This is a genomic window from Kitasatospora arboriphila (assembly GCF_039528095.1).
Classification (GTDB): Bacteria; Actinomycetota; Actinomycetes; order Streptomycetales; family Streptomycetaceae; genus Kitasatospora; species Kitasatospora arboriphila.
In genome coordinates this window covers 41,469-66,692 of record NZ_BAAALD010000007.1, presented here as the reverse complement: position 1 = coordinate 66,692, position 25,224 = coordinate 41,469, and the positions used below count along the sequence as shown (strand labels likewise).

At 74.8% G+C, this 25,224-nt stretch carries 19 protein-coding genes and 1 pseudogene; 7 read left to right on the top strand and 13 right to left on the bottom strand.

The window, feature by feature from the left end; all coding sequences use genetic code 11:
• Window positions 1-72: 72 nt before the first annotated feature.
• Window positions 73-750: a response regulator transcription factor gene (locus tag ABD353_RS05955; RefSeq protein ID WP_344622408.1), complete on the bottom strand. Its 678-nt coding sequence runs from the start codon at window positions 748-750 to the stop codon at window positions 73-75.
• Between the two features lie 169 nt (window positions 751-919).
• Here ABD353_RS05955 and ABD353_RS05950 point away from each other — a divergent pair, with 169 nt between their 5' ends.
• Window positions 920-1,522, top strand: a complete 603-nt coding sequence (locus ABD353_RS05950; RefSeq protein ID WP_344622407.1) for a hypothetical protein — start codon at window positions 920-922, stop codon at window positions 1,520-1,522.
• A 113-nt stretch (window positions 1,523-1,635) separates the two neighbouring features.
• Here the strand turns inward: ABD353_RS05950 and ABD353_RS05945 are convergent, their stop codons facing one another.
• Together ABD353_RS05945 and ABD353_RS05940 are read right to left on the bottom strand one after the other, a co-directional pair.
• Window positions 1,636-2,367 (bottom strand): NADPH-dependent F420 reductase, encoded by a 732-nt coding sequence (locus ABD353_RS05945; RefSeq protein ID WP_344622481.1) that lies wholly within the window; start codon window positions 2,365-2,367, stop codon window positions 1,636-1,638.
• A gap of 81 nt (window positions 2,368-2,448) precedes the next feature.
• Window positions 2,449-3,066 (bottom strand): carbonic anhydrase, encoded by a 618-nt coding sequence (locus tag ABD353_RS05940; protein ID WP_344622406.1) that lies wholly within the window; start codon window positions 3,064-3,066, stop codon window positions 2,449-2,451.
• A 50-nt stretch (window positions 3,067-3,116) separates the two neighbouring features.
• On the opposite strand from ABD353_RS05940, the gene cynR reads away from it, so the two are divergent.
• A complete protein-coding gene (gene cynR, locus ABD353_RS05935) occupies window positions 3,117-4,049 on the top strand; it encodes a transcriptional regulator CynR (RefSeq protein WP_344622405.1) in 933 nt (310 codons plus the stop codon).
• 86 nt (window positions 4,050-4,135) lie between these two features.
• Window positions 4,136-4,306: a hydrophobic protein gene (locus tag ABD353_RS05930; protein ID WP_344622404.1), complete on the top strand. Its 171-nt coding sequence runs from the start codon at window positions 4,136-4,138 to the stop codon at window positions 4,304-4,306.
• Between the two features lie 96 nt (window positions 4,307-4,402).
• Here the strand turns inward: ABD353_RS05930 and ABD353_RS05925 are convergent, their stop codons facing one another.
• Complete coding sequence (locus ABD353_RS05925) at window positions 4,403-6,946, bottom strand: SpoIIE family protein phosphatase (protein WP_344622403.1); 2,544 nt, start codon at window positions 6,944-6,946, stop codon at window positions 4,403-4,405.
• Window positions 6,943-11,511 (bottom strand): HAMP domain-containing protein, encoded by a 4,569-nt coding sequence (locus ABD353_RS05920; protein ID WP_344622402.1) that lies wholly within the window; start codon window positions 11,509-11,511, stop codon window positions 6,943-6,945. The genes ABD353_RS05925 and ABD353_RS05920 overlap by 4 nt, the downstream gene beginning before the upstream one ends.
• Window positions 11,512-11,835: 324 nt before the next feature.
• Here ABD353_RS05920 and ABD353_RS05915 point away from each other — a divergent pair, with 324 nt between their 5' ends.
• On the top strand, window positions 11,836-12,231 hold the full coding sequence (locus tag ABD353_RS05915; protein ID WP_344622401.1) for an STAS domain-containing protein: 396 nt from the start codon (window positions 11,836-11,838) through the stop codon (window positions 12,229-12,231).
• Window positions 12,228-12,689: an ATP-binding protein gene (locus ABD353_RS05910; RefSeq protein WP_344622400.1), complete on the top strand. Its 462-nt coding sequence runs from the start codon at window positions 12,228-12,230 to the stop codon at window positions 12,687-12,689. The genes ABD353_RS05915 and ABD353_RS05910 overlap by 4 nt, the downstream gene beginning before the upstream one ends.
• 70 nt (window positions 12,690-12,759) lie before the next feature.
• Here the strand turns inward: ABD353_RS05910 and ABD353_RS05905 are convergent, their stop codons facing one another.
• The 6 genes from ABD353_RS05905 to ABD353_RS05880 all read right to left on the bottom strand — a co-directional run bounded on the left by ABD353_RS05905 (window position 12,760) and on the right by ABD353_RS05880 (window position 18,790).
• Window positions 12,760-12,984, bottom strand: a complete 225-nt coding sequence (locus tag ABD353_RS05905) for a hypothetical protein (protein WP_344622399.1) — start codon at window positions 12,982-12,984, stop codon at window positions 12,760-12,762.
• Between the two features lie 85 nt (window positions 12,985-13,069).
• Window positions 13,070-13,318 carry a hypothetical protein gene (locus tag ABD353_RS05900; RefSeq protein ID WP_344622398.1) on the bottom strand — a complete coding sequence of 83 codons (249 nt, stop codon included), beginning with the start codon at window positions 13,316-13,318 and terminating at the stop codon, window positions 13,070-13,072.
• Between the two features lie 584 nt (window positions 13,319-13,902).
• A complete protein-coding gene (locus ABD353_RS05895; RefSeq protein WP_344622397.1) occupies window positions 13,903-15,300 on the bottom strand; it encodes a M1 family metallopeptidase in 1,398 nt (465 codons plus the stop codon).
• A gap of 124 nt (window positions 15,301-15,424) precedes the next feature.
• Window positions 15,425-16,099: an SMI1/KNR4 family protein gene (locus ABD353_RS05890; protein ID WP_344622396.1), complete on the bottom strand. Its 675-nt coding sequence runs from the start codon at window positions 16,097-16,099 to the stop codon at window positions 15,425-15,427.
• Window positions 16,100-16,117: 18 nt separating this feature from the next.
• Complete coding sequence (locus ABD353_RS05885) at window positions 16,118-17,320, bottom strand: serpin family protein (RefSeq protein WP_344622395.1); 1,203 nt, start codon at window positions 17,318-17,320, stop codon at window positions 16,118-16,120.
• Window positions 17,321-17,422: 102 nt separating this feature from the next.
• Complete coding sequence (locus tag ABD353_RS05880; RefSeq protein ID WP_344622394.1) at window positions 17,423-18,790, bottom strand: CapA family protein; 1,368 nt, start codon at window positions 18,788-18,790, stop codon at window positions 17,423-17,425.
• Between the two features lie 388 nt (window positions 18,791-19,178).
• Here ABD353_RS05880 and ABD353_RS05875 point away from each other — a divergent pair, with 388 nt between their 5' ends.
• Window positions 19,179-20,462 carry an ABC transporter substrate-binding protein gene (locus ABD353_RS05875; RefSeq protein WP_344622393.1) on the top strand — a complete coding sequence of 428 codons (1,284 nt, stop codon included), beginning with the start codon at window positions 19,179-19,181 and terminating at the stop codon, window positions 20,460-20,462.
• A 287-nt stretch (window positions 20,463-20,749) separates the two neighbouring features.
• On the opposite strand, the pseudogene ABD353_RS05870 reads toward ABD353_RS05875, so the two are convergent.
• A pseudogene (locus ABD353_RS05870) lies at window positions 20,750-21,292 on the bottom strand (amidohydrolase family protein); the annotation flags it as partial.
• Here ABD353_RS05870 and ABD353_RS05865 point away from each other — a divergent pair.
• Window positions 21,200-22,504 (top strand): purine-cytosine permease family protein, encoded by a 1,305-nt coding sequence (locus ABD353_RS05865; protein ID WP_344622480.1) that lies wholly within the window; start codon window positions 21,200-21,202, stop codon window positions 22,502-22,504. The pseudogene ABD353_RS05870 and the gene ABD353_RS05865 overlap by 93 nt on opposite strands.
• A 96-nt stretch (window positions 22,505-22,600) precedes the next feature.
• Here ABD353_RS05865 and ABD353_RS05860 read toward each other — a convergent pair whose 3' ends face one another.
• Window positions 22,601-24,667, bottom strand: a complete 2,067-nt coding sequence (locus ABD353_RS05860; RefSeq protein WP_344622392.1) for a S53 family peptidase — start codon at window positions 24,665-24,667, stop codon at window positions 22,601-22,603.
• Window positions 24,668-25,224 lie beyond the last annotated feature (557 nt).

The window sequence follows — 25,224 nt, the reverse complement described above, 5'->3', positions numbered from 1 at the left end:
GGGGGGGGGGGGGGGGGGCCCGCCGCTCGGGCGGTCTGCGGCACCTGCGTGGGCGACACCGGGGGCGTCGACTCAGCCACCGTCGGCCGCCAGTCGGTAGCCGACGCCCCGCACGGTCTGCAGGGCGGCCCGCCCGAACGGGGTGTCGATCTTGCGGCGCAGGGCGCTGATGTGGACCTCGACGATGTTCGGGTCGCCGTCCGGTCCGGACTCCCAGACCTCGTCGAGGATCTCCCGTTTGGTCACCACCTCGCCGGCCCGCCGGGCGAGGTGGTCGAGGACGGCGAACTCGCGGGCGGTGAGCCGGACGGGGGTGCCGGCCCGGGTGCAGGTGCGTCCGGCGGCGTCGACCACCAGGTCGCCGAGGACGGTCGCGCGGGGTGCCCGGCTGCCGATGCGCCGGGCGAGGGCCCGCAGCCGGGCGACCAGGACGACGTAGGAGAACGGCTTGGACAGGAAGTCGTCGGCGCCGGTGTCCAGCGCCTCGGCCTCGTCCCACTCGCCGTCCTTGGCGGTCAGCATGAGGATGCCCGCGTCGTGGCCGGCGGCGCGCAGCAGCGAGCAGACCCGGTAGCCGTTGAGGCCGGGCAGCATGATGTCCAGCACGATCACGTCGTAGGGCTGCTCGGCGGCGCGGGCGAGGCCGGTGACGCCGTCGTGGGCGACGTCCACCGTGAAGCCCTCGGCCGTCAGGCCGTGCCGCAGCGCCGCGGCCAGCCGCCGTTCGTCCTCCACCACCAGTACCCGCATGCGCTACAGGGTGACAGGTGGTCCCGGCGGCTCCCTGAAGGGGTCTTCAGGTTCTTCAGCGGCGCTTCAGGAACGGTGCCGCATGCTGGCCGCCGCCGTACCGGCCGGGCGAGGGCCCGGCGGGGTGCGGCGACACCGTGCGGTGACGAGCGAGGAGGAGAGGCGGCCGATGAGCGAGCCTGTGGGTCCGGCGGAGCGAGGTGCGGAGACCGGCAAGGTGCCGGGGGCGGTCGGTCCGGGCGGTCGGCGGACGACCGTCGGGCGGTGGGTGCGCGGGCGGACGGCCCGCTGGGTCGGGGTCGGTGCGGCCGTGGTCGTGCTGGGTGGTGCCGCGGCGGCCGCCGTCCACCACGCGGAGGAGCACCACGGCTCCCGGGTCGCCTTCCGGGACGGCGAGCCCGTCGGGCCCGTCGGTGGCAAGCAGCGGGTCGTCCGTGGTGAGGACGGGCGGCGGATCGTGATCGAGCAGCGGACGGCGGGCCGCCCGGCAGTGGGCGACCCGGCGGAGGCCGGCCCGTCGGACGGCAGGGCGATACCGCACCTCGCCCCCGCACCGCTGCCCGAGCTCGCCGCGGGCGACGCGGTGGCGAAGGGCGCCGCGGCCGTGCCCGGCGGCAAGGTCGAGTCGCTGCGTCCGGCCGATCGGCAGGGCGGCGGCCGCAGCTGGCAGGCGGTGGTGGTCGGCACGGACGGTGTCCGGCACCTGGTCACCGTGGACGGCACCAGCGGCGCCGTGACCGGCAACTCCGTGGTGGACGGACCGACCGGCTGACCTGCGGTCGCACCGCCCGTCCGGGCCCGTCGTGTCCGGCCCGTCGTACCGGGCCCGTCGTGTCCGGCCCGTCGTACCGGGCCGTCGTACCGGGCCGTCGCCTCGCCGTGCGGTCAGCCGCGGAAGGCCGCCGGCCGCTCGGGCGAGGCCTCGGACAGGGCCTTCTCCACCTCCGCCACGCCGCCGCGGAGCCCGTACACCGGGGTGTCTGGCTGCTGGCGCCAGGATTCGTCGATGGTGCCGGCGTCCACGGTGTCGAAGCCGAGCTCGTCGATGAGGGCGCGGACCAGCTCCTTGGCCGCCGGGTCGTCGCCGGCCACCGGCAGGGCGATGCGCTCCGGGTCGCCCTGGGGGCGCGGCGCGTCCAGCAGGTCCTGGGCGTAGGTGCCGTTGAACGCCTTGACGACGGGGTGGCCGAGCTGCCGGCTCGTCCAGCGGCTCTCCGTCAGCCCGTCCTCGATCCCGGCGATCCGGCCGTCCCGCTGCTGCGGGTAGTAGTTGCCGGTGTCGATCACCACGAAGCCGTCGGCGGCGCCGTCGAACAGCCCGGCCGGCAGGTCCGGCACGCGCTTCAGCGGGACGGTCACCACGACCACCTGCGCGCCGCGCGCGGCCTCCGTCGCCGCGACGGGTGTCGCCCCCGTCTCCTCGGCGAGCGCCGCCAACGACTGCGGGCCGCGCGAGTTGGCCACCCGCACCTCGTGGCCGAGGGCCGTGAGCCGACGGGTGAGGTTGCCGCCGATGTTCCCGGCCCCGATGATGCCGATCTTCATAACACCCTCCTCGGTACGCCGACGGCCCTGCGGCCGCCCGTGGTACCCGAACCGGCCGAATCCCCGTGCTATTTCCGGGAACCGCCGCCGAGCCGGGAATTCACCCGGTGGAGTGATGTTCTGACGACCGCTCAGCCACAGGGCCGACCGCGGTCAGCAGGGCAGCGGGGCGAAGCGGCCGGTGCCCCGGTCGTACGCCTCGACCGCGCCGGAGGCGATGTCGTAGACCCAGCCGTGCAGGGTCAGCGCCCGCCGGTCCAGCGCCTCGGCGACGACCGGGTGGGTGCGCAGCCGGTCGAGCTGGGTGACGACGTTGGCCCGCACCACAGCGGCCACCCGGTCCTCGACCGGGGCGTCCGCGGCGCCGGGGTCCGCCTCGGCGGCGACGCCCGCACCGTGCCGCAGCCAGGCGGCGACCGACGGCAGGCGGTCGAGGCCCTCTCCGGTGACGAGCGCGGTCATCGCCCCGCAGCCGGAGTGCCCGCAGACCACGACGTCGCTCACGCCCAGGACGCCGACCGCGTACTCGATGCTGGCGGCGATCCCGTCCGGGCCGGCCGGGTGCGGGGGCACCAGGTTGCCGGCCGTCCGGACGACGAAGAGCTCCCCGGGCTCGCTCTGGGTGATCAGCTCGGGCACCACCCGGCTGTCCGAGCATCCGACGAAGAGCGTGCCGGGCCGGTGCCGGACGGCCAGGTCTGCGAAGAGCGCGGCCCGCGGGGGAAAGGCCTCGCGGCGGAAGCGCCGCAGCCCGTCGGTGATCTGCTGCATGGCGTCGACTCTGCCCGACCAGCGGGTATAGCGTCCAAGACGGAGATTCCATGACTCCCATCGACCACATCTATGATCGGGCCATGGAACTGCGCCACCTGCGCTACCTGCTCGCCGTGGCGGAGCACGGGAGCTTCACCCGGGCCGCCGAGGCCCTGCACCTCTCCCAGCCGACGCTCTCGCACCAGGTCCGGCAGCTCGAACGGTCGCTCGGCGTGGAGCTGCTCGACCGCACCGGCCGGCGGGTGCGGCCGACCGACGCCGGCGAGGCGTACCTGCGGCACGCCCGGCTGGCGTTGCGCGAACTCGCGACCGCCGAGCGCGCGGTGCAGGACGTGCAGGACCTGTCGCGCGGCACGCTGCGGCTGGCCACCACACCGACCTTCAGCGCCTACCTGACCGGGCCGCTGGTCGCGGCCTTCCACGCCGCGCACCCGGGGATCGTCCTGGACGTCCGGGAGGTCCCGCAGGACCGGATCGAGGCCGAGCTCGCCGAGGACGCGCTCGACCTGGGCATCGCCTTCGGCGGCACCCACCGTCCGGGGATCGCCGCGCAGCCGCTCTTCCCGGAGGGCCTGGTGCTGGCCGTGGGCCCGGCCCATCCGCTCGCCGGGCGGCGGGAGCCGCTGCCCGCGGCCGAGCTGGCCGGACATCCGCTCGCCCTGCTCAGCGGCGGTTTCGCCACCCGGCGGCACCTGGACGCCTACGCCGCCGAGAACGGCCTCGCGCTGGCGGCCGCGGTGGAGGCGGCCTCGATCGCGGTGATCGCCGACCTGGTCGCCGCGGGCGCCCTGGCCAGCGTGCTGCCGGACCGCGCCGTCCGGCAGTACCCGGACCTCTCCGAGGTGCCCACCGATCCACCGCTGCCCACCCGTACGGTCGTGCTGCTCCACCGCGAGAGCGCCTACCGCAGCGCCGCGCTCCGCGCCTTCACCGCGGCCGCGCTCGCCCACGTCCCGAGCGGCGGCGACCCGGCCGGCTGACGCGGCGGGTCCGCGGCACGCATGATCGGGCCGGGCCGGGGCAGCCGGAGCGGTGCACAGTCCGTCACCGTGAGAGGAGAACGCGCATGCTCGCCGTCGTCCTGGTCCTGCTGCTCGCGCTGCTGCTGTTCGGTCTGGGGTTCGCGCTCAAGGCACTGTGGTGGATCGCCGTGATCGTCCTGGCCGTGTGGCTGGTCGGCTTCGTCGCCCGCGGCACCACGACAGGCGGTTCGCGGGCCCGCTGGTACCGCTGGTAGTCCCGTGCCGCCCGCGACCCGGGCCGGTCGCCGAGGAATCGGCGCCCGGCCCGGTGCCGTGCGTACGGCCGGTCACGTGTGCGGGCCGGGACTGCGTCAGCAGACCTGGATGCCGATCAGACAGGTGTCGTCGTCGGTGTCGGCGCTGCTGTGGGTGAGCAGGTGGTCGAGGTGGCGCTCCAGCGGCGCCGGGTCCCGGGCGTCCCGGGCCGCGCCGAAGGCCCGCTCGGTGAGCGCGACCAGGCCGTCGAGCGACTCCTGCAGGGTGCGGTCCTTCCGCTCGATCAGACCGTCGGTGTACATCATCAGGGTGTCGCCGGCCTCCAGTTGGAGGGTGCCCTCCTCGTAGTCCGCGTCGGCGAGCGCACCGAGCAGGATGCCGCCGAGCGGCGGGACGGTCTCGGCGCGGCCGCGCCGCAGCAGCACCGGCGGCAGGTGCCCGGCGCGGGCCCAGCTCAGGGTGCGGTCGGCGGGGTCGTAGAGCGCGCAGACGGCGGTGGCCGTGACGTGGTCGGTCAGGTGGTGCGTCACGTTGTTGAGCCAGCCCAGCAGTTGGGCCGGACCGGAGCCGGTCGCGGCCAGGCCGCGCAGCGCGTTGCGCAGGGCGACCATGCCGGTGGCGGCCTCGATGCCGTGCCCGGCGACGTCGCCGACGCAGAGCAGGATCCGCTTGCTGGGCAGCGTGACGGCGTCGTACCAGTCGCCGCCGACCATGTGGTCCTTCTCGGCGGGGCGGTAGCGGACGGCGATCCGCAGCCCGGTGAGGTCGAGCGGGCCGCGGCCCACCGGCATGATGGCGTGCTGGAGTTGCAGCGCCAGCCGGTTGCGGGCGGCGGCCTGCTCCTCGGTGTGGGCCAGCTGCTCGCGGGTGGCGGCGAGGGCGACCTCCGTCCAGTGCTGGGCGGAGACGTCCTGGTAGGCGCCGCGGACGGCGGTGAGCCGGGACCACTGGTCCAGCACGGGCTCGGCGACGATCCGGATGTGCCGGACGACCCCGTCGGGCCGGTTGAGCCGGAAGGCGGTGTCGGCCGGCCGGCGGTGGTGCAGCAGGGTGCGCACGAAGCGGCCGATGGCGTGCCGGTCGTCGGGGTGGCAGTGGACGGCGAGTTGGTCGAGGGTCACCGGCGGCGCCGTCGGCGGCAGCCCGTACAGGTCGAAGACGGTCTCGTTCCAGGTGGCCGCGCCCGTCCGCAGGTCCTCCTCGAACCCGCCGATCCGGCCGAGGCGCTGGGCGTGCTGGAGCAGGCTGGCGACACGGCTGGACTCGTCCCGGGTGCGCCACACGCAGACCACGTGGTCGCCGTGACGGCTGAGCGCGGCCTCGGCGGTGGTGGTGAGCGGGACGTCGTCGATCAGCGCGGTCAGTCCGAGGTTCGCCGAGCGGTACGGCTCGCCGGTGGCGTGGACGTGCTCGACGAGCTGGAAGAGGCCGCCCGGCTCCGCGCTGAGCGGGTACGCCTCCAGCAGGGTGGCGCCGGCGACCGCGGCCGCTGGGCGGCCCGCGAAGTCGACGAAGCGGGTGTTCACGTGGCTGATCAGGAAGTCGGCGACGGCGCCGCGGTCGTCGAGCAGCGGCTTGAGCAGCAGACCGGGGTCGTGCAGGCCGTCGACCAGGTCGAGCAGTTCCCGCAGGCGGGCGTCGGCGGCCGGGATCAGTGCGCCGGGCGGGATCTCCGGCGCCGACTCCAGGGCGCGGGCGCAGAGCTCCGCCAGTGCCTCGAACTGGCGCAGCACGGCCGGGGGTTGCTCGGCGGTGCGGGCGGCCCAGCAGATCTCCAGGACGCAGGTGAGCCGGCCGCCGAAGCCGGCCGGCACGGCGATCCGGGTGCCGGTGAGCTGGCGGCGGCCGATGCCGGGCGGTCCGGAGGCGACCGAGTCGAACCGGACGAGGTCGCGGGCGGTGAGCGCGGAGCGCGCCGGGGTGGGGACGCCGGGCGGGACGTAGTGCCAGCGGGCGGCCTCCTCGGCGGTGAACCCGGCCGAGCCGGCGAGCCGGAGCGAACCGTCCGGCTGGGCCTCCCAGATGACGGCGGCACCGGCGTCCAGCGGGGCGAGGGCGTGGTCGAGCACGGAGCGCGCGACCGTGTGGATGTCGTCGCCGGCCATGGCGGCGGCTTCGGCGGTGCGCAGCCGCAGCGCCGGGGAGACCGGCTCGGCGGGTGCGGACCGGTCGGCGCCGTGCGGGGCGGGTCCGCCGGCGGCGACGAACTCCCGTGCGGTGTCGGCGATGCCGTCCTGCGCGGCCTGGTTGATGATGTCGGCGGCCAGCTCCAGCACGGTGACGTTCGCCCGCTCGGCGAGCGCGGCGAGCTGGGCCTCGGCCTCGGCCGGACCGCAGGTGAGCCGCCCGATCAGGATGCCCTTGGCCAGCTCGATCAGCGCGCGTCCGTCGGCGGCCGCCTGGGCCTCGCGGACCTCCCGGCGCAGCCGTTCGACGGTGGAGGCGAGCCTGCCGAGGACGCCCGGCGCCGGGCCGGCCGTCCGGCGCGGCCCGCGCAGCGGCAGCTCGGCGGCAGCGCCGCTCTCGGGCAGTGGCCCGGCGGTCTCGGGCAGTGCTCCGGCGGTCTCCGCAGGGGCCGCGGCGGTCTCCGCAGCGGCGTCCGCCGCGAGTTCGCCGGACGCGGGGAGGTCGGCGCTCATGCCCGGGCCTCCGCGACGGCGCTGCCGAGGCTGCGCCGGATGCAGGCGACCAGGTCGCGGGCGTCGACCGGCTTGGTGACGTAGTCGGTGGCGCCGGAGGCGATGCTCTTCTCCCGGTCGCCCGGCATGGCCTTGGCGGTGACCGCGATGATCGGCAGGTCGGTGTGGGCGGGCATGGCGCGGATCGCCGTGGTGGCGGTGTAGCCGTCCATCTCCGGCATCATCACGTCCATCAGGATGAGGTCGACGCCGGGGTGCCGGGTGAGCGTCTCGATGCCCGCGCGCCCGTTCTCGGCCTGCAGCACCGTCATGCCGTGCAGTTCGAGGATGCCGGTGATGGCGTACAGGTTGCGGTCGTCGTCGTCGACGACGAGCACCGTCCGCCCGGCGAGCGTGCCGTCCACGTCCTGGGCGACGGGGCCGGCGGTCTCCTCGCCGCGGACCAGCGGCAGGACGTCGCCGGGGCGGTCGGCGCTCAGGTGCAGGGCGATGCGTTCGCGGAGTTCGTCCAGGCTGGAGAGCATGTCGACCGGAGGCTGGGCGGACCGGGCGGCGAGCGTCTCCTCGTGGCCCCCGGTGCGGCGGCCGCTGTGCGCGAGGACGGGCACGCCGTGCAGGGCGGGGTCGCGGCCCATCGAGTCGAGGAAGGCCGCGGCGGCGCCGCCCGGGAGGTCGAGGTCCAGCACGACGCAGTGGAAGGCCTGGTCGGCGAGCAGGGCGGCGTCCTCCGCCCGGCCGGCCGCCGCGACGATCTCGACCGGCCCGCGCGGGTCGCCGGGGCCGGCGTGCGCGGCCAGGTCGGCGGCGGCGCTCTCGGCGACCATGGAGAGCAGACCGCGCGGCCGCTCCTCGATGACCAGCAGCCGCTTGCGCAGCACGGGCGCCGGGGCCGTGGGGGCGGTCCGTTCCTGCGGGCCGGCGGGGTGCGCCTGGTCCGCCGGACGCGGCTCGACGGCGTCGGGGTGCTCGATGGGGAGGTACAGGGTGAATGTGCTGCCGCGGCCCTGGATGCTCTCGGCGGTGATGGCGCCGCCGAGCAGGTAGGCGATCTCCCGGCTGATGGAGAGTCCGAGGCCGGTGCCGCCGTACTTGCGGCTGGTGGTGCCGTCGGCCTGCTGGAAGGCGCCGAAGACGCTGTCGAGGTGCTGCGGGGCGATGCCGATGCCGGTGTCGGTGACGTGGAAGGCCACCACCGGGCCGCCGTGCCGGGCCAGGCCGGGGACGGCCTCCGCGGCGGCGGGTTCGATCCGCAGCTCGATGCCGCCGCGCTCGGTGAACTTGACGGCGTTGGAGAGCAGGTTGCGCAGCACCTGGCGCAGCCGGTAGTCGTCGGTGAGCAGGGCGGCGGGCACGCCCGCCGCGGTGGTGATCCGGAAGTCCAGGCTCTTCTGGCCGGTGAGCGGCCGGAAGGTGGCCTCCACGTACTCCAGCAGCTTGGTGAGCGGGATGCGCTCGGGGCTGATGTCCATCTTGCCGGCCTCGACCTTGGAGAGGTCGAGGATGTCGTTGATGAGCTGGAGCAGGTCGGAACCGGCGGAGTGGATGATGCCCGCGTACTCGACCTGCTTGGCCGTCAGGTTCCGGGTGGGGTTCTGGGCGAGCAGCTGGGCGAGGATGAGCAGGCTGTTGAGCGGGGTGCGCAGCTCGTGGCTCATGTTGGCGAGGAACTCGGACTTGTACTTGGAGGCCAGCGAGAGCTGGTGGGCGCGGTCCTCCAGCTCCTGGCGGGCCTGCTCGATCTCCAGGTTCTTGGTCTCGATGTCGCGGTTCTGCGCGGCCAGCAGGGCGGCCTTCTCCTCGAGTTCGGCGTTGGAGGACTGCAACTCCTCCTGCCGGGACTGGAGTTCGCGGGAGCGGGTCTGGAGTTCGGCGGTCAGCCGCTGGGACTCGCCGAGCAGTTCGTCGGTGCGGGCGTTGGCGAGGATGGTGTTGACGTTGACGCCGATGGTCTCCATCAGCTGGTCGAGCAGGCCGCGGTGGACGGCGGTGAAACCGTGCACGGTGGCGAGTTCGATGACGCCGAGCACCTGGTCCTCGGCCAGGATCGGGAAGACCACGAGCTCCAGCGGGGTGGTGCTGCCGAGGCCCGAGGAGACGGTGACGTAGTCGCCGGGCAGCCGGTCGACCACGATCATGCGCTTGCTGCGGGCGGCCTGACCGACGAAGGACTCGCCGAGGCGGAAGCGGGCGGGGGCCTGTCCGGGCCGGTGCGCGTAGGAACCGACCAGGGCCAGTTCGGTGCCCTCGGGGGTGTCCTCGGCGAGGTAGAACGCGCCGTACTGGGCGCCGACCAGCGGGGTGAGCTCGTCCATCACGACCTCGGCGACCACGGCGAGGTCGCGGCGGCCCTGCATCAGGCCGGAGATGCGGGCCAGGTTGGTCTTCAGCCAGTCCTGCTCCTCGTTGGCCCGGGTGGTCTCGCGCAGCGACTCCACCATGAAGTTGATGTTGTCCTTGAGGTCGGCGACCTCACCGGAGGCGTCGACGGTGATCGACCGGGTCAGGTCGCCGGCGGCCACCGCGCTGGCCACCTCGGCGATCGCCCGGACCTGCCGGGTGAGGTTCCCGGCGAGGCCGTTGACGTTCTCGGTGAGGCGCTTCCAGGTGCCGGAGACGCCCTCGACCTCGGCCTGGCCGCCGAGGGTGCCCTCGGTGCCCACCTCCCGGGCCACCCGGGTGACCTCGGCGGCGAACGCGGAGAGCTGGTCGACCATGGTGTTGATGGTGGTCTTGAGCTCCAGGATCTCGCCGCGGGCGTCGACGTCGATCTTCCGCGTCAGGTCGCCCTTCGCCACCGCGGTGGTGACCTGGGCGATGTTGCGGACCTGGCTGGTCAGGTTGTGCGCCATGAAGTTGACGTTGTCGGTGAGGTCCTTCCAGGTGCCGGCGACGTTCGGCACCCGGGCCTGCCCGCCGAGGGTGCCCTCGGTGCCGACCTCGCGCGCCACCCGGGTCACCTCGTCCGCGAACGCCGAGAGCGTGTCCACCATGGTGTTGATCACGCCGGCCAGCGCGGCGACCTCGCCCTTCGCCTCGACGGTGATCTTCTGACTGAGGTCACCGCGGGCGACGGCGGTCGCGACCTGGGCGATCGAACGGACCTGCCCGGTCAGGTTGGACGCCATCACGTTGACGTTGTCCGTGAGGTCCTTCCAGGTACCGGAGGCTCCGCGGACGGTGGCCTGACCGCCGAGGTTGCCCTCGGTGCCGACCTCGCGCGCCACCCGGGTCACCTCGTCCGCGAACGCCGAGAGCTGGTCGACCATCGTGTTGATGGTCTCCTTCAGCTCCAGGATCTCGCCGCGCGCGTCGACCCGGATCTTCTGGCTCAGGTCGCCGCGGGCGACCGCCGTCGTCACCTCGGCGATCGACCGCACCTGCGCGGTCAGGTTGTCCGCCATGACGTTGACCGACTCGGTGAGGTCCCGCCAGGTGCCCGACACGTCGCGGACGTCCGCCTGACCGCCGAGCCGTCCCTCGGTGCCGACCTCGCGGGCCACCCGGGTCACCTCCCCGGCGAAGGAGGAGAGCTGGTCGACCATCGTGTTGATGGTCTCCTTCAGCTCCAGGATCTCGCCGCGGGCCGTCACGTTGATCTTCTGCGAGAGGTCGCCCTTCGCCACCGCCGTCGCCACCTGCGCGATGGAGCGGACCTGGTCCGTCAGGTTGCCCGCCATGGAGTTCACCGAGACGGTCAGGTCGCGCCAGGTGCCGGCGACGCCCGGCACCTGCGCCTGGCCGCCCAGGATGCCCTCGGTGCCGACCTCGCGCGCCACCCGGGTCACCTCGTCGGCGAAGGAGGAGAGCTGGTCGACCATCGTGTTGACGGTGTTCTTGAGCTCCAGGATCTCGCCGCGCGCATCGACGGTGATCTTCTGCGACAGGTCGCCCTTCGCCACCGCGGTGGTCACCTGGGCGATGTTGCGGACCTGGTCGGTCAGGTTGCCGGCCATGAAGTTGACCGAATCCGTCAGGTCGCGCCAGGTGCCGGCGACGCCGGGCACCTGCGCCTGGCCGCCGAGACGGCCCTCGCTGCCGACCTCGCGCGCCACCCGGGTCACCTCGTCCGCGAACGCCGAGAGCTGGTCGACCATCGTGTTGACGGTGTTCTTGAGCTCCAGGATCTCGCCGCGGGCGGCGACGTCGATCTTCTGCGAGAGGTCGCCCTTCGCCACCGCCGTCGCCACCTGCGCGATGTCGCGGACCTGGGTGGTCAGGTTGCCGGCCATGGCGTTGACCGAGTCCGTCAGGTCCTTCCACGTCCCTGACACCCCGGGCACCGCGGCCTGGCCGCCGAGCCGCCCGTCGGTGCCGACCTCGCGCGCCACCCGGGTCACTTCCGAGGTGAACAGCGACAGTTGGTCGACCATGCCGTTGAACACGCCGGCGATCTCGCCGAGCAGTCCGTCGGCGTCGTCGGGCAGCCGGGTGCCGAAGTCGCCGTCGCGGACGGCCGTCAGACCGGCCAGCAGATTGCGCAGGTCCGGCTCGCCCACCGTGCCGGGCGGGTTGGGCCCCACGGGAAGGACGCCGTTCGCGATCCGGCCCGGCTGCGTCTCCGTCACGGCCACGTTCCCCTCGTCACGGCCGAGTTGCCCCGGTGGTGATGGAGCCGCGCACGGTCCCGGGCGCGACCGCCGGCCGCGCGGGCGGCCGGGCCGCAGGCGACACTACCCTACGCCGCGTACGCACAAGCCCTGCTCGGCGGCCCGATCAACGGCCCGATCGGCGGCCCGACGGACGGAAGTCGCCGGTGCGCGCACGGGATTCCGGAAGGGGAATCGGCGGGCGGACGTGTGGTACGAATCCATGCGGGTGATACGCATCCCCACGGAAGGTGATGGACGGCACGGCGGCACCGCGCAGGGCCGCGGCGGGAGGGCAGCGCAATGGGCACCGGCGACACCGACCAGGCGACCGGAACGGCGACGGACGCCGGCGTCCGCACCGTCGTGGCAGCGGCATTCGACGGTGCGGTCGTCTGCGCCGTCGAGGGCGACCTGGACCTGGACGGCGCGAACGCCGCCCGCCCGGACCTGGAGGCGGCACTCGCCGCGGCGGCCACCACCCTGTGCCTGGACCTCGCCGGTGTCGGCTTCTGCGACTCCTCCGGACTCAACCTGCTGCTCCGGCTGCGCACCCGGGCCCGGGAGCGGGACGTCCGGCTGGTGCTCTGCGCACTGCCGCCGCAGATGCGGCGCCTGCTCGCGATGACCGGCGCCGACACCGTCTTCGCCGTGCTCGGCTCCACCGCGGAGTTCCGGGGCAGCGGACGGCAGCCGTGACAGCCGCCGCCGACAGCAGTCGCCGCGAGGGGACGGGGAACGTCCCTGCCGCGGTCGCCGCCCGCGCGACGATCGCCTTCGACGGCGGCGGACGGGCCCGCGCAGGACGGCGGTTCGCCGAGGCGGTACTCGCCTCCTGGGGCGTGGACCCGGCCGGCCCGGCTGCCGACTGCATCCGCCTGGTCGTGGCGGAGCTGCTCACCAACGCCGCCCAGCACGCCGACGGGCCGCTCGAACTGACGCTCTCCCCGGCCCACGCGGCCGTCCGGATCGAGGTGGTCGACGCCGGGCCGGCCCGCCCCCTGCCGCGGCGCCCGCACGACGCCGCCCGGCCGAGCGGCCACGGCCTCTTCATCGTCGAGCGGCTGAGCTCGTCCTGGGGCGTGGCCGAGCACCCCGCGGGCAAGACCGTCTGGGCCGTCCTCCCCCTGCCGGACGCCGGTCGAGGCATCCAGTAGGGCCTGCACTCCAAGGCGTTTGGCGTGCGCCCTTGGGGGCGCGTGGGGGCACCTCCGGTGGATGCCCCGATCAGGCGGTCGCCGTCAGGTCGCCCGGGTGTGGGGCTCGGCGTTCGAGGCCGTGGGCGGTGTCGGGTGCCTCGTCGGTGTCCGGGTCGTCCGGGCAGGCGTGTCCGTGGCCGAGGGCGGCGAGGTCGTCGAGCAGTGCCCCGAGGGCGCCGAGCACGGCGCGGTCGCGCCGCGGCGTCTCGGGCCCGTCCTCGGGCGCGCGGTGGGGGTGGTGCGGGAACGCCATCGCTCCTCCTCGGGCAGGGCTCGGCCGGAGGTCGGCCGGGGCTCGGCCGCGGCCCGGGCGGGGTGTCCGCCGATCCGCGGGGCCGTCAGTGTGACGGATGCGGCCGCCCGCCGCTCTCCGGTTCCTCCGTCCGGGTGATGTCGGCCGAGGCGTCGTGGGCGGCCGGCTCGGCGCCGGCCAGGCCGAGCACCTCCAGCAGCAGCCGCCGGTCCTCCCCGTCGCGGGCGTGTTCGGCCACCACCGCACGGACCCGGTCGAGGGTCTCGGGTCTCAGTGCACCGGCGGGTTCGACGTTCTCGCCGAGCATGGCGAGGTCGCGATCGGCATGGGCCACGGCAGGCTCCCTTCGCCGTGCGGGACGCAGAACCCTCCAGGTTACTGCGCCCCGGACCGGGACGGGCCGTACGGTCCGCCTCCTGCTCCGTCCGCGGAGCAGGAATGTCCGCCTGCCCGGCCCGACCGCACGCAAACCCCGCGGCGGACGGCCCGCTCCCGCAGCCGGTGCGCCTGCCCGGCGGGTGCGTCACCGCCTGCCGCCGGTGCTCAGCAGGCCGGTACCCGGTGGGCCGGTGCTCAGTAGGGCAGCGGCCGGCCCGACGGGGTCCGCAGATCGAGTGGAGGCCGCGGCTTGCCCCGGACGGGGCGTGACACCACCTTGATCCTGATCATCACCGTCACCTCCTCGGTCACCGGCACGGGCGGACCTCTGCCCACCTGCGCCGTTCCTCACGCGTACCGGATCTCTGCCCCGTCCGGGGCCCGGTCAACCACGGTCCGCGGGGCAGGTAGTCCGGTTCCGGTCAAGAGGCCGGGAGGCCCACCGCGGCGCTCCTCGGGCACACCTGACAGGGCGCCACGAACGCCCGACGCCGGCGGGGCGCGCCACGGGGGCGGCACCGCCGGCGTCCGGACGGAGGGTCAGCGCGCCGGTGTCGGCAGCGGGGGCTTGGCCGCGGTGTGGAGCCAGGCGTCGAAGAGCGGGCCGAGATCGCGGTGCGAGATCTTCTCGGCGAGCCGCAGCAGGTCACCGGTGTCCACCGTGCCGTAGCGGTGGGTGCGCGCCCAGGTGCGGAGCAGGTCGAAGAAGTCGCGGTCGCCGATGGTGGTGCGCAGGGCGTGCAGGGTCATCGCGCCGCGGATGTAGACCGCGTCGTAGTTGAACATCTCGTCGCGGCCGGGGTCGCCGGTCTCCAGGTTCCAGAACGGGTCGCCGGCGGGCGTCTCGTAGTAGGTGTCGAAGACCTGCTGCACGGTGGGGCCGCCGTGGTCCTCCTGCCACAGCCATTCGGTGTAGGTGGCGAAGCCCTCGTTCAGCCAGATGTCGCGCCAGGTGGAGGGGGTGACGCTGTCGCCGTACCACTGGTGGGCGATCTCGTGGACGACGGTGAGCTCGTCGGTGCCGCCGTCGTAGACCGGGCGGCTCTGGGTCTCCAGGGCGTAGCCGACGCCGACCTGGTCGATGATGCCGCCGGTCGAGTCGAAGGGGTACGCGCCGAAGCGCTTCCGCTCCCAGGCGACCGCCTGGGCGGTGGCCGGATGCAGCAGGCCGTCGTCGCTGCCGGTCGGGTCGTAGGCGGTGATGTTGGGCAGGCCGCCGTCGGTGCTGCGGGTGACCCGGAAGTCGCCGATCGCGACCATCGACAGGTAGCCGGCCATCGGCTTGCGCATCTGCCAGGTGACGGTGGTGCGGCCGTCGCGGGTCTGCGGCGGGCCGGCCGGTTCCCCGTTGGCGAGGGCGGTGACCCCGGTCGGGGTGGTGATCCGGAAGGTGTAGGTGGCCTTGTCCCGCAGGTCGTCGTTGAGGGGGTACCAGGTGCGGGCTCCGTCGGGCTCGTTGAGGGCGACGGCACCGTCCGGGGTGTTGATCCAGCCGTAGTCGCCGAGTGCCGGGTCGGAGATCCGCTCGGGGGTGCCCCGGTAGCGGACCACGACGCCGAACACCGCGCCGGGGCGGATCGGGCGGGCGGGGGTGACGGTCAGCTTCTGGCCGTCCCGCCGGTACGCGGCGGCCCTGCCGTCGACCAGGACCTCCTGGACGGCCGGGCCCGAGTAGTCCAGGCGGAAGGAGGCGAGCGGGCGGTCCGCGCTCGCGGTGATGGTCGCCCGGGCGTCCAGCAGGTGGCTCGCCGGGGTGAAGTCGAGGTCGAGGTCGTAGTGGCGGACGTCGTAGCCCTGGTTGCCGCCGAGCGGGAAGTACGGGTCCGGCGGGGTGAGCGCCGCGCCGGCGGGTGCGGCGGCACCTGCGGGCGCACCGGCGAGGAGCAGCAGGACGGCTGCGGCGGAGGCCGCCGCCGTCGCCCGGGTTCGTCTCATCATTCGCCACATGCTCCGACAGCCGGTCCGGCGGGCGGCGCCGCCGCGCCGGGGCGGCCGGCCGAGTCCTCCGGACGGCGGGCGCGGGGTGTTGCGCACCGGGCGGCGCGCTCACGGGAGTCCGGGCTCAGCCTGCCTGCTGACGCACGTACTGCTCGGCCTCGTCGAGCCAGTCGAGGTACCAGCGGGCGAAGGTGACGGGCCGGCCCTCCGGGTCCAGCAGCGGGGCGAGGTCGAGGTCGTCGATGCGGTTGTCGGACCAGATCCGGCCGTGCTCGGGGCCGCTGACGATCAGCCACTCGCGCTGGCCGCAGCCCAGGTGGCACAGGACGATCGCGCCGACCGTGCGGTCCGCGGCCCACAGCAGGTCGCCCATGCGGTCGTCCCATTCCTCCATGGCGGTGTCGTACTCGTCCTCGTCCTCGAAGGACTCCTCGTCCGGGCGCTGCGCGACCAGCCCTGCGAGCGCCTCCGGGTCGGGGCCCGCGGCGGGGAAGGGCTCGGCGGTCCGGTCGAGGTCGGCGAGGTCGGCGCCGTCGCCGGACCAGGCCCACCGTCCCTCGGTGCGGTGGACCGGGTACACCCCGTGGCAGGGGCCGGCGCCGCCTGCGCCGACCTGCAGCAGGAAGCTGCGGTACTCCTCGGGCAGCGCCGTCCCGAGCTGTGCTTCAAGGGCCTCGACCTCGGCCGGCGCGAGGACCGGGTCGAGGCGGAACCCGTGCGCGGCCGCGCCGAAGACGCCGCCCGTTCCACCCAGTGCCTCGACCCGCTCCCGGACGCCCGCCCACACCTGATCAGCCATGTCCGGCAGGTTAGAGCCTCACGGTGACGGGTGTGCGCCCGCCGGTTCGGTGATCCAGCCGCCGGCCAGGGCCAGGCCGCTCGGCCGGTGCACGGCGAGGAAGGCGAACGGCCGGTCGATCCGGACCCGGGCGACGGTGACCCGGTGCAGCACGGACGGGCGTGCGGCCATGCCGCGGGTCATGCCGACGGCGGTGACGGCGGCGGCTTCGAAGCCGCGGGCGCCGAAGACAGCGGTGGCCTGCTGCCTGGCCTGGGAGACCTGCAGCGGCGGGGTGCGGCAGATCCCCGGGAAGGAGTCCCGTTCGCTGGCCGTGCGCAGACCGAACAGCTCCGCCCGTTCGAGCAGGTCGTGCGTGGTGTCGACGGTGAAGGCCGCGGTCGTCAGGTCCAGCCGGTCCCCGGGGGTGGCGCTGTCCCGGGTGTCGGTCGTCAGGCCCGGCCACGGCCCGCCGGTCGGCAGCTCGGCCGCCGGGATGCGCCGGGCGCGGCCGTCCAGCAGTGCCAACCCCGCCGCGAGGACCCGGCCGAGCGGGGCGTCCTCGGTGCCGAGCAGCAGGTGGACGTCGGTGTCGGCGGTGCCGGGCAGGCGTACTTCGGTGACCGGGCCGGCGGCGGTCTCGGCGACGGCGAGGTGGTCGAGCAGCTCGGTGCTGTCGAGCCGCAGTGCGGCGATCCCGCGGCCGGCCCACGGACCGGAGTCGGCGTGCTGCCAGGTCTCCTGGAAGGCGCGCCGCCAGCGGGTGCGGACGGCCACGGCGCTGGCCAGCACCAGCAGCAGGTCGCGGTCGACCTCCAGGGGCATGGACCGGACGAGGCCTCCGGTGTGCTTCCGGGCCCACCGGTCGAGGACGAGCCGGTCGAGCGCGGGCACGCCCTTGAGGGTGCCGCGGGTGTGCCGTCCGACCTCGGCCAGCCAGCCCGGATCCGGTCGGACGCCGCCCGCGGTCCACAGACCGACGGCGGCACCGGCACCGGGCACGTCGCGCAGCAGTGCGAGGAGCTCCCGTCCGCGCCGGGCCGCCTCCTCGGCGGGCAGACCGAGCGCCTCCTCCAGTTCCTTGCGGGCGGCGCCGTCCGCCCCGGCGGCCAGGAAGCCGAGCAGCGGCCAGACGCCGACGGCCGTGAGGACCGTGCCGCCGCTCCCGGTGCCTCCGAGTTCGGTCGCCCAACGCTCCGCGAGCGCGTTGACGATCCGTGCCGTGTCCGCCGCAGTCTCCAAGGCCGCCCCCTGTCCGCCGAACCGATCGGTCAGCCGATGCTAGGGGCACACGGCGCCGGACGGTGACTGTTTCTCCCGCCTGGTCCGGCATGTGACGATCCGTCAGCTCCAGACGGTGCCGAGGATGCCGCGGCCCTCGGTGCCGGTCGGGTCGAGGAAGTGCGGCACGCCGCCCGTGCCGATCCGCACCGGCACGGCCCGGACGCTCTTCAGGATCCGCCCCCAGTGGACGAGTTCGACGACCACGGCCTGCTGGACCTGTTCGGAGAAGGTCATGTCGAAGACGAAGTTGCCCAGGCCGTGCACGATCGGGCGGCCGCGGTAGATCTCGATGGGCTGCACCCAGTGCTGGTGCATGCCGACCACCGCGTCGGCCCCGGCGTCGATCAGCCGGTGGCCGACGGTGTACTGCTCGGCGACCGGGCGGTGCGAGTACTCGCGGCCCCAGTGCGGGACGACCACCAGCACGTCGGCGGTCGGGCGGGCGGCGCGCACGGACGCTTCCAGCGCCGCGAGGTCGCCCTCGGCGAGCGGGCCGGTGATCGGCGGCATCCGCTGCCACACCACACCCGGCGTGGCCGGGCCCGCCTCCGGGGACTCGCCGACGGCGCAGAACGCGAGCACGGCGAAGCGCAGCCCGCCTGCCGTCGCCAGGGCCGGCTCGCGGGCGGCGGCGATGTCCGCACCGGCGCCGGTGGTGGCGAAGCCCTCCCCGCGGGCGATCGCCACCGTCCGCACCAGGGCGTCGGGCCCGTAGTCGCCCATGTGGTTGTTGCCGAGGGTGAGGATGTCGTAGCCGGCCCGGCGGGGACCGGCGAGCGCCCTCGGATCGGCGCCGAAGGAGTCGCCGCCGTGCGTGGCCCGGCCCTCCTTGGAGAGGGTGCACTCCAGGTTCCCCACGGTCAGCCCGGCGGCGGCCAGCCGGCTTGCGGTCTGCGAGAACGGGAGTTCCCAGTCGCCGGCGGCCGCCATCCCGGCGCCGACCCGGCGGCCGAGCATCACGTCGCCGGTCCACATGCTGGTGACCACCGGATCGGGGGCGGTCACGGCGTCGACCGCGGCGGTGACGGGGTAGTCGGCCGGTGCGGTCAGCGGGTCCCGGCCGACCACCGGCACGACGGCGGTACCGGGCACCACGGCGTCCGCCGTCACCACCGCGACGGCGTCCCCGGCGGCGGCCACCTCGGCCACCGCGCCCGGCCCGCGCACCACCCGGAGTCCCTGCCAGGTGGCCGCCCCGCCGGAGTGCACGGCCTCCAGTTCGGCCCGGGTCGCGGTGCGGCCGATCGCCGTCACCGGGTGGACGGCCAACACCACGGGCAGCCGGACGCCGCCGTCCGACCGCAGGGCCTCGGCGGCGGTCGCGGCGCCCCGGTGGGGCCGGCGCTCCGAGGAGCCGCTGCTGCACGCGGCGAGCACTCCGCCGGCGGCGCCCAGCAGCACCGCACGGCGGGAGACGAGCGGCGTCACCGGGTGCTCCGGGGCGCGCCGCTGCGCTGACAGACCACCCTCACCACGCTACGCCCCACCGCCCGCCCCGCACGGCGGCCGGTCCGCCCGGCACGGTCCGAAAGCGCGAGCCTAGGCGCGGCTGACGGCGCCGGCGGCCGTTCCGGAGTTGGCCGAACATGCCGGGGCGGGCACTGCGCCGCGGTATGCCGCCGAAATCCGTCCTGACCAGCGGATATTCTCTGATGGTCCGTCATGACAGTGGCCCGGCCGGCCCGATGGTACGTTTGCGGAGCGACCTGCTCTTCCCCCGAACACCCCGTGCTGTTCGCCCGTTGGCCGCCTGCACGTGCGCTGCGCTCGCTTGGCTTGCCCCTGACATCGGGCGGACCACGGGAGGGGCGCGGGTATGGCAGGGCGGATCGGCCGGCGGAGTACGGCGGGCACACGGGCGGGGCGGGCCGGGCGGTGGGCGGCGGCCGCGGCACTGCTCCCGGCGCTGCTCGACCTCACCGGGTGCGCGGGCGGCGCGGGTGCCGCCGAGAACGCCGCGGTGACCGTGCTGACCATGGCCCCGTCCGGCTCCGGCTCCGCGGACCGGTCGGGGAGCACCGCGCTGGCCGAGGCGATCGGACGGTCCGTCAGCGCCTCGGGCGGCTTCGGCGGGCACCGGCTGCACGTGCTGACCTGCAACGAGCAGGACACCGCGGAGGGGGCGGCGGCCTGCGCCCGGCAGGCGGTGGACGCCCACGCGGTGGCGGTGATCGGCTCGTACAGCCGGCACGCCGAGGACTTCATGCCGACCCTGGAGGCGGCGGGCATCCCCTACCTGGGCGGTTACGGACTGTCCGGGCCGGAGTTCTCCAGTCCGCTGTCCTACCCGGTGGCGGGCGGCACACCGGCGCTGATCGCCGGCAGCGGGCGCCAACTGGTCGCGGCGGGCTGCAAGTCGATCGCACTGGTGCGGCCCGACAACCGCACCGGCGACACCCTCACCCGCTACCTGTCCGGCGCGCTGCGGCCGGCCGGGGTGCCGCTCACCGACGTGAAGGCCGCGGAGAAGGGCCCGGACTTCGCCGCGCTCGCCCGGGCGGCGGTCGCCGGGGACCGCAAGGACGGCTGCGTGACGACCGCACTCGGCGTCGAGCAGACTCGGGCCCTGCTGGACGCCTACCGGAAGCTCGCCCCGGCCCGGACCCGGCTCGGGGCCGTCCTCGGCGGCGTCCAGCAGTCGGTGGTGGACGCCACCGGCGGCAAGGGGGGTCCGCTGGAGGGCGCCCTGGTGACCGGCTGGTACCCGCCCGAGTCCTCCGCGGTCTGGGACGAGCTGCGCCACACCCTGCAGGGCACGCCGGCGGGCTCGCCGGTGGACGCCTCCGACCTGGGCGTGCAGACCACCTGGGTCGCCTACCAGGTCTTCTTCCAGGCAGCCGACCGGCTGGCCTCGGCCGGCCTGCCGCTGACCGCGAAGACGCTGCGCAACCAGCTGGACAGCGGGGACTCGCTGGACACCGGCGGCGTCACCCCGCCGCTGGACTGGGGCATGGCGAGCATGCTGCCGAGCGCCGAGTCGCCGCGGCTGACGAACACCTGGGTGACGTTCCAGCAGGTGGAGAACGGCCGGCTGGCCCAGCAGCAGAGCGGGTTCGTGGACGTCCGCTGGGTGCTCACCGGCAAGCGCGCCCCGCAGTAGCGGCCGGGACTGCGTTCCGTCACACCTGCGACGGCCTGTCGCAACATGGCTGTGGTGCCGCAGCCATGCCAGCCTTTCACATCTGCGATGGCCTGCCACCGAGCCGACGACTCACGGTTGGCGAGTGATGGCCGGTCATAACAGTGATGACCTGTCACAGAACTGTCGATCCGTCGCAGCTCCGCAGGCCCGTCGCAACTCCGTCGCCGTGTCACAGGCCCGCAGGCCCATCGCAGCCCCGTCACCACGTCACAGGCCCGCAGGCCCGTCGCAGCCACGTCACCACGTCACAGCTCCGACGCCCGGTGGGTCGGGCGGCCGTCGACGACGGTGAGCAGCACCGGGAGCGCTGCGAGGTCGCCGTCGGGCACGGTGAGCGGGTCCTCGGCAAGGACGGTGAGGTCCGCGCGCTGTCCGACGGCGAGCCGCCCGGCCAGGTGGTCCTCCCCGGCGGCCCAGGCGGGGTTGAGGGTGTACCCCTGGAGCGCCTGCAGCGGGGTGAGGGCCTGCTCGGGGCCGTGCGGGGGCAGCGAGAGGTCCCGCGGGCGGCGGTGCCGGGCGCCGGCCATCACCTCCAGCGGTGCGAAGGGCGCGATCGGCCAGTCCGAGCCGAGGACGACCCGGGCGCCGGCCTCCCACAGGTCGCGGCAGCGGAACGCCCGGCCGGCGCGTTCCTCGCCGAGGCCCACGGCATCGACCGCATCCCCGACGACGAGCGGCACGGCCGCCCCCGCGAGCTGTTCGCGGTCTGGGCCGCGCCGAACGTGAGCTACCTGAGCCTGGTCGTCGGCGGCGCCCTCGTCCTGCTCGGCCTCGACCTGTGGCAGTCCCTGGCGGTGATCGTCGCGGGCAACCTGCTCTGGGCCCTGGTCGGCCTGGTCGCGGTCAGCGGCCCGGCCTCGGGCACGCCGAGCGAGATCGTCATGCGGGCGGTCTTCGGCACCCGGGGCAACCGGGTCAGCGTCGCCGTCACCGGCTGGTTGGTCTCGGTCTGCTACCTGGCGCTCAGCTGGGCGGCCGGCTCGCTCGCCGCCCTCGCCCTGCTGGAGGAGGCCGGCCTGCGGCCGGGCACGCCGCTCAAGGTGGTGGTGATCGTCGCCGTCGCCGCCGCGACCCTGGCCATCAGCATCTACGGCCACGCCGCCATCGTCCGGCTCTACCTGCCGTTCACGCTGGTCCTCACGGCCGTCCTCGCGGTGCTCGCCGTCTTCGTGCTCGACCGCGCGGACTGGGGCTACCGTCCCGAACAGCCGCTGCACGGCGGCGCGTTGGTCGCCGCGCTGGCGGGCGGGCTCACCCTGGTCGCGTCCGCCCCGCTCTCGTACACCAACAGCGCCGACTTCGCCCGGTACCTTCCGAGCAGCACCCGGCCGGGGGCGGTGGCCGGGTGGACGGCGCTCGGCGGGTTCCTGCCGAGCGTGCTCTTCACCGCGCTCGGCGCGGTCGCCGGCACCGCGCTGGACATGAGCGACCCTCAGACCGCGCTCACCGCGATCCTCCCGGGCTGGTTCGAACCGGCCTTCCTGCTGGCCGTCGTGCTGTCCGCCGTCGCCAACAACGCGATGACCGCGTACAGTTCCTGGCTCGCCCTGCAGGCGGCCGGCCTGCGCGTCCGCCGCTCCCGCAGCGTCGCCCTGGACTGCGCGCTCGGCGTCGCGCTCACCCTCTACGCGCTGCTGGTCTCGAACTTCCTCGACACCGTCAACAGCGTCCTGGAGCTGATGGTGGTGCTGACCGGCCCCACCATGGCCGTCTACGCCACCGACGTCCTGCTGCGCCGGAACCGCTACGACGGCCGGGCGCTCTCCGACGAGAGCCGCGGCGGGCCGTTCTGGTACACCGCGGGCGTCAACCCGGCCGGGGCGGCCGCCGTCCTGCTGGGCGCCGCGGCGGCGGGCCTGTGCGTCACCACCCCGCTGTACACCGGGCCAGTGGCCGCCGCCCTCGGCGGCACCGACCTGTCGCTGCCGGTCGGCCTCCTGCTCTCCGCCGCGGTCTACCTGGCGGCGGGCCGGCGGGGCGCCCGGGACGGCCAGAACTGACGAACGGCCGCGCGCCCGGTGTCCTCTCGCCACCGGGCGCGCGGCAGATCGGGTGCCGGGACGGCGCGGCCGCGACCGCGCCGTCCCGGCCCGCCGTCACCGGCGGTGCGGCAGCCGGAAGGAGTTGAAGAAGTCCTTGCCGGGGGTGCCCACGCCGGTGGCGGTGTCGTAGCCCTTGGCCGCGGACAGGCCGTAGTCGGCCGCGATCTTGTAGAGCCGGACCTTCAGCGCGCCGCCGACCAGGCCGAGGTCGACCACGTTGCCGAACTTGTTGTGCACGGCGGAGTCGTTGACGTCGTGGAAGGCGCCGCCGCCGGCCCGGTCGTAGATCGCCGGGTTGGCGAAGCCGACCGCCCGGCCGCCGCGGGCCTGCACGGCGTCGGCGAGCATGGCCGCGTACTCCGGGGCGGAGACCGAGGTGCCGCCGTAGCCGCCCTCGCTGTAGGTGCCGCCGTCGGTGTAGCCGACCAGGGTGGCGGCGACCAGGTCGCCGCTCATCGCCACGTCCGGGGTGGCGCGCAGCGGGGTCGCGGACTTGGTGCCGTCGGCCGCGGTCTTGGCGATCCGGTCCGGCACGACGCCCTGCTGGTACCACGGCTGGGCGAAGTCCTTGGAGACGCCGCCGCCACCGCCGAAGTAGAACTTGCCGGGGAAGGGCGTCCAGGACTTCTGGTCGTCGGAGAGGACGGACCGCTGGTCGCCCATCGACACCTCGCGGCCGTAGTGGCCGGCCTTGTCGGCGAGTTCGAGCGCCGTGCCGCCGACCGAGGTGACCCACGGCGAGGAGGACGGCCAGTCGGTCTGCGCCTGGGTGGTGTCGGTCTGGCAGTTGACGCCGGTGGCCGCGGCACCCGGCGAGCTGTCGCCGCAGTCGCCGGAGGAGAAGGTGAAACCGATGCCGGTGACCGCGGCGCGCTGGAACAGCTGGTTGTCGGCGGCGACCACCGCGGGGTCGAGGTCCCCGCCGGTGCCGTGCATGATCTCGCCCCAGGAGTTGGAGACCACGTCGGCCAGGTGCTCGTCGACGACCTTGGCCATGGCGTCGTAGAGGTCCTGGTCGTAGCAGGAGTTGCCGCCGACGTAGACCACCTGGGCGTCCGGCGCGAGGCCGTGCGCCATCTCGACGTCCAGCGCCTCCTCGCCGGCCCAGCCGGCCGCGCCGCCGCACTCGTCCTGGTGGGTCCACTTGTCCGGGGTGACGTACTCGCGGTACTGCCCGGCCGCGAACGGCTTGTCGCCGTGCAGCGTGGAGAAGTGGTTGGCGTCCTGCTCCATGCTGGCGAGGCCGTACGCGTCGATGATCGCGATCCGGGCTCCCTTGCCGGACACCTTGGCGTCGGTCACGCCGTACGCCTTGCGCAGCTGGCTCGGGACGTAGGAGCAGGGGGCGAAGGGCTCGTTCTTCTCGTAGCCGTCCGGCGCACCCTTGGCGGTCTTCGAGCCGTAGCCGTCCTCGGAGCAGGTCGGCACGGTCGGCAGGGTGGCCGGCGCCTTCCCGGCCGGGGCGGCCAGCTGGGCGGACTTGGCGCCGGCCTGCGCACGGGCCTCGGCCTCGCGGACGGAGACGGCGTGCGAGGTGTTCTTGTGCAGGGTGTCGCTGAGGCCGCTGACGGCGAGCACCGCGCCGGCCGCCGAGGCCGGGACGACGGCGTCCTTCGCGGCGGCCCGGTGCAGGCCGTCCTCGGTGCGGTAGGTGCGGAAGCCGGTGCCGAACGCCTTGGCGAGGGCGCCGGTGCTGCCGGAGACCTGCACGTAGTGCGCCGTGGTGGCGTCGACCTTGAGGCCGGCGCCGGTCACCCAGTCGGTGACCGCCTTGACCTGCGCGGCGGAGGCGCCGAACCGGGCCTCGGCCTGGCCGTCGGGGAGGAACGCCCCGTAGGCCGGCGAGTTCGGGTCGGAGACCGCCTTGGCGAGGGCGGCGAGACCGGCCTGGTCCTGGCCCGCCAGGTAGATCCGGGCGGAGGCCGGGGCGGAGTCGGGCACGGCGCCGGCGTCGGCCTGCGCGGTGGCCCACTCCGGGTGGGTGCCGGGGAGCGGCTTGGCGGTCTGCTCGCCGGTCGGCGTGGCAGCGCCCGCCGGGGCGGCCGCCCCGAGGGTTCCCAGGATCAGTGCGGCGGTGGCCGGTACGGCGATCCTGGAGATCCGGTTGCGTGCTATGGGCACGTCTGTCCCCCACTTCGGGAAAGAATGGTGGAGCGTCGGTGTCGCTCAACGAGGGCGCGGCAGAGCGGGCCGGCGGAGGAAGTCCCCGGCCTGCGTCGATGGTTGACTGCCGTGAGCCATCTATTCCGATGATCACGTGGATCTCAAGGGACGGCGGAAAAGATTTACCGGTGCATGACCAGTCCCGGGGGAACCCATAGCCTGATCGCCCACGACCGTACGGGCCGTCAGTCGTCGCCCACCGGCCGACGCATGACATCCGCTCACGTCGGAGCGGGTACCGGGGGTGCGGCGTCCGGCGGTCCGCCGGCACGTCTGACCAGGCGGCTCCCTCCCGACGAGCGGCCGCACCTGCCGGGTCCGGCGCCGATTCGCGTGTATTGTCCGGGCCGACCCGTAGTCCCATCCGTGAGGACGCCGAAGCCGTGCCAGCCGACACCCACCGCGCCGGGCAGCCGGCAGGGGGCGCCGGGGGGGGGGGGGGGGGGGGGGGGGGGGCCGGGGGGGGGGCCGCGTAGTCCCCCACGGAGCCGCCCCGGGGCGCGCCCGCCCCCGCG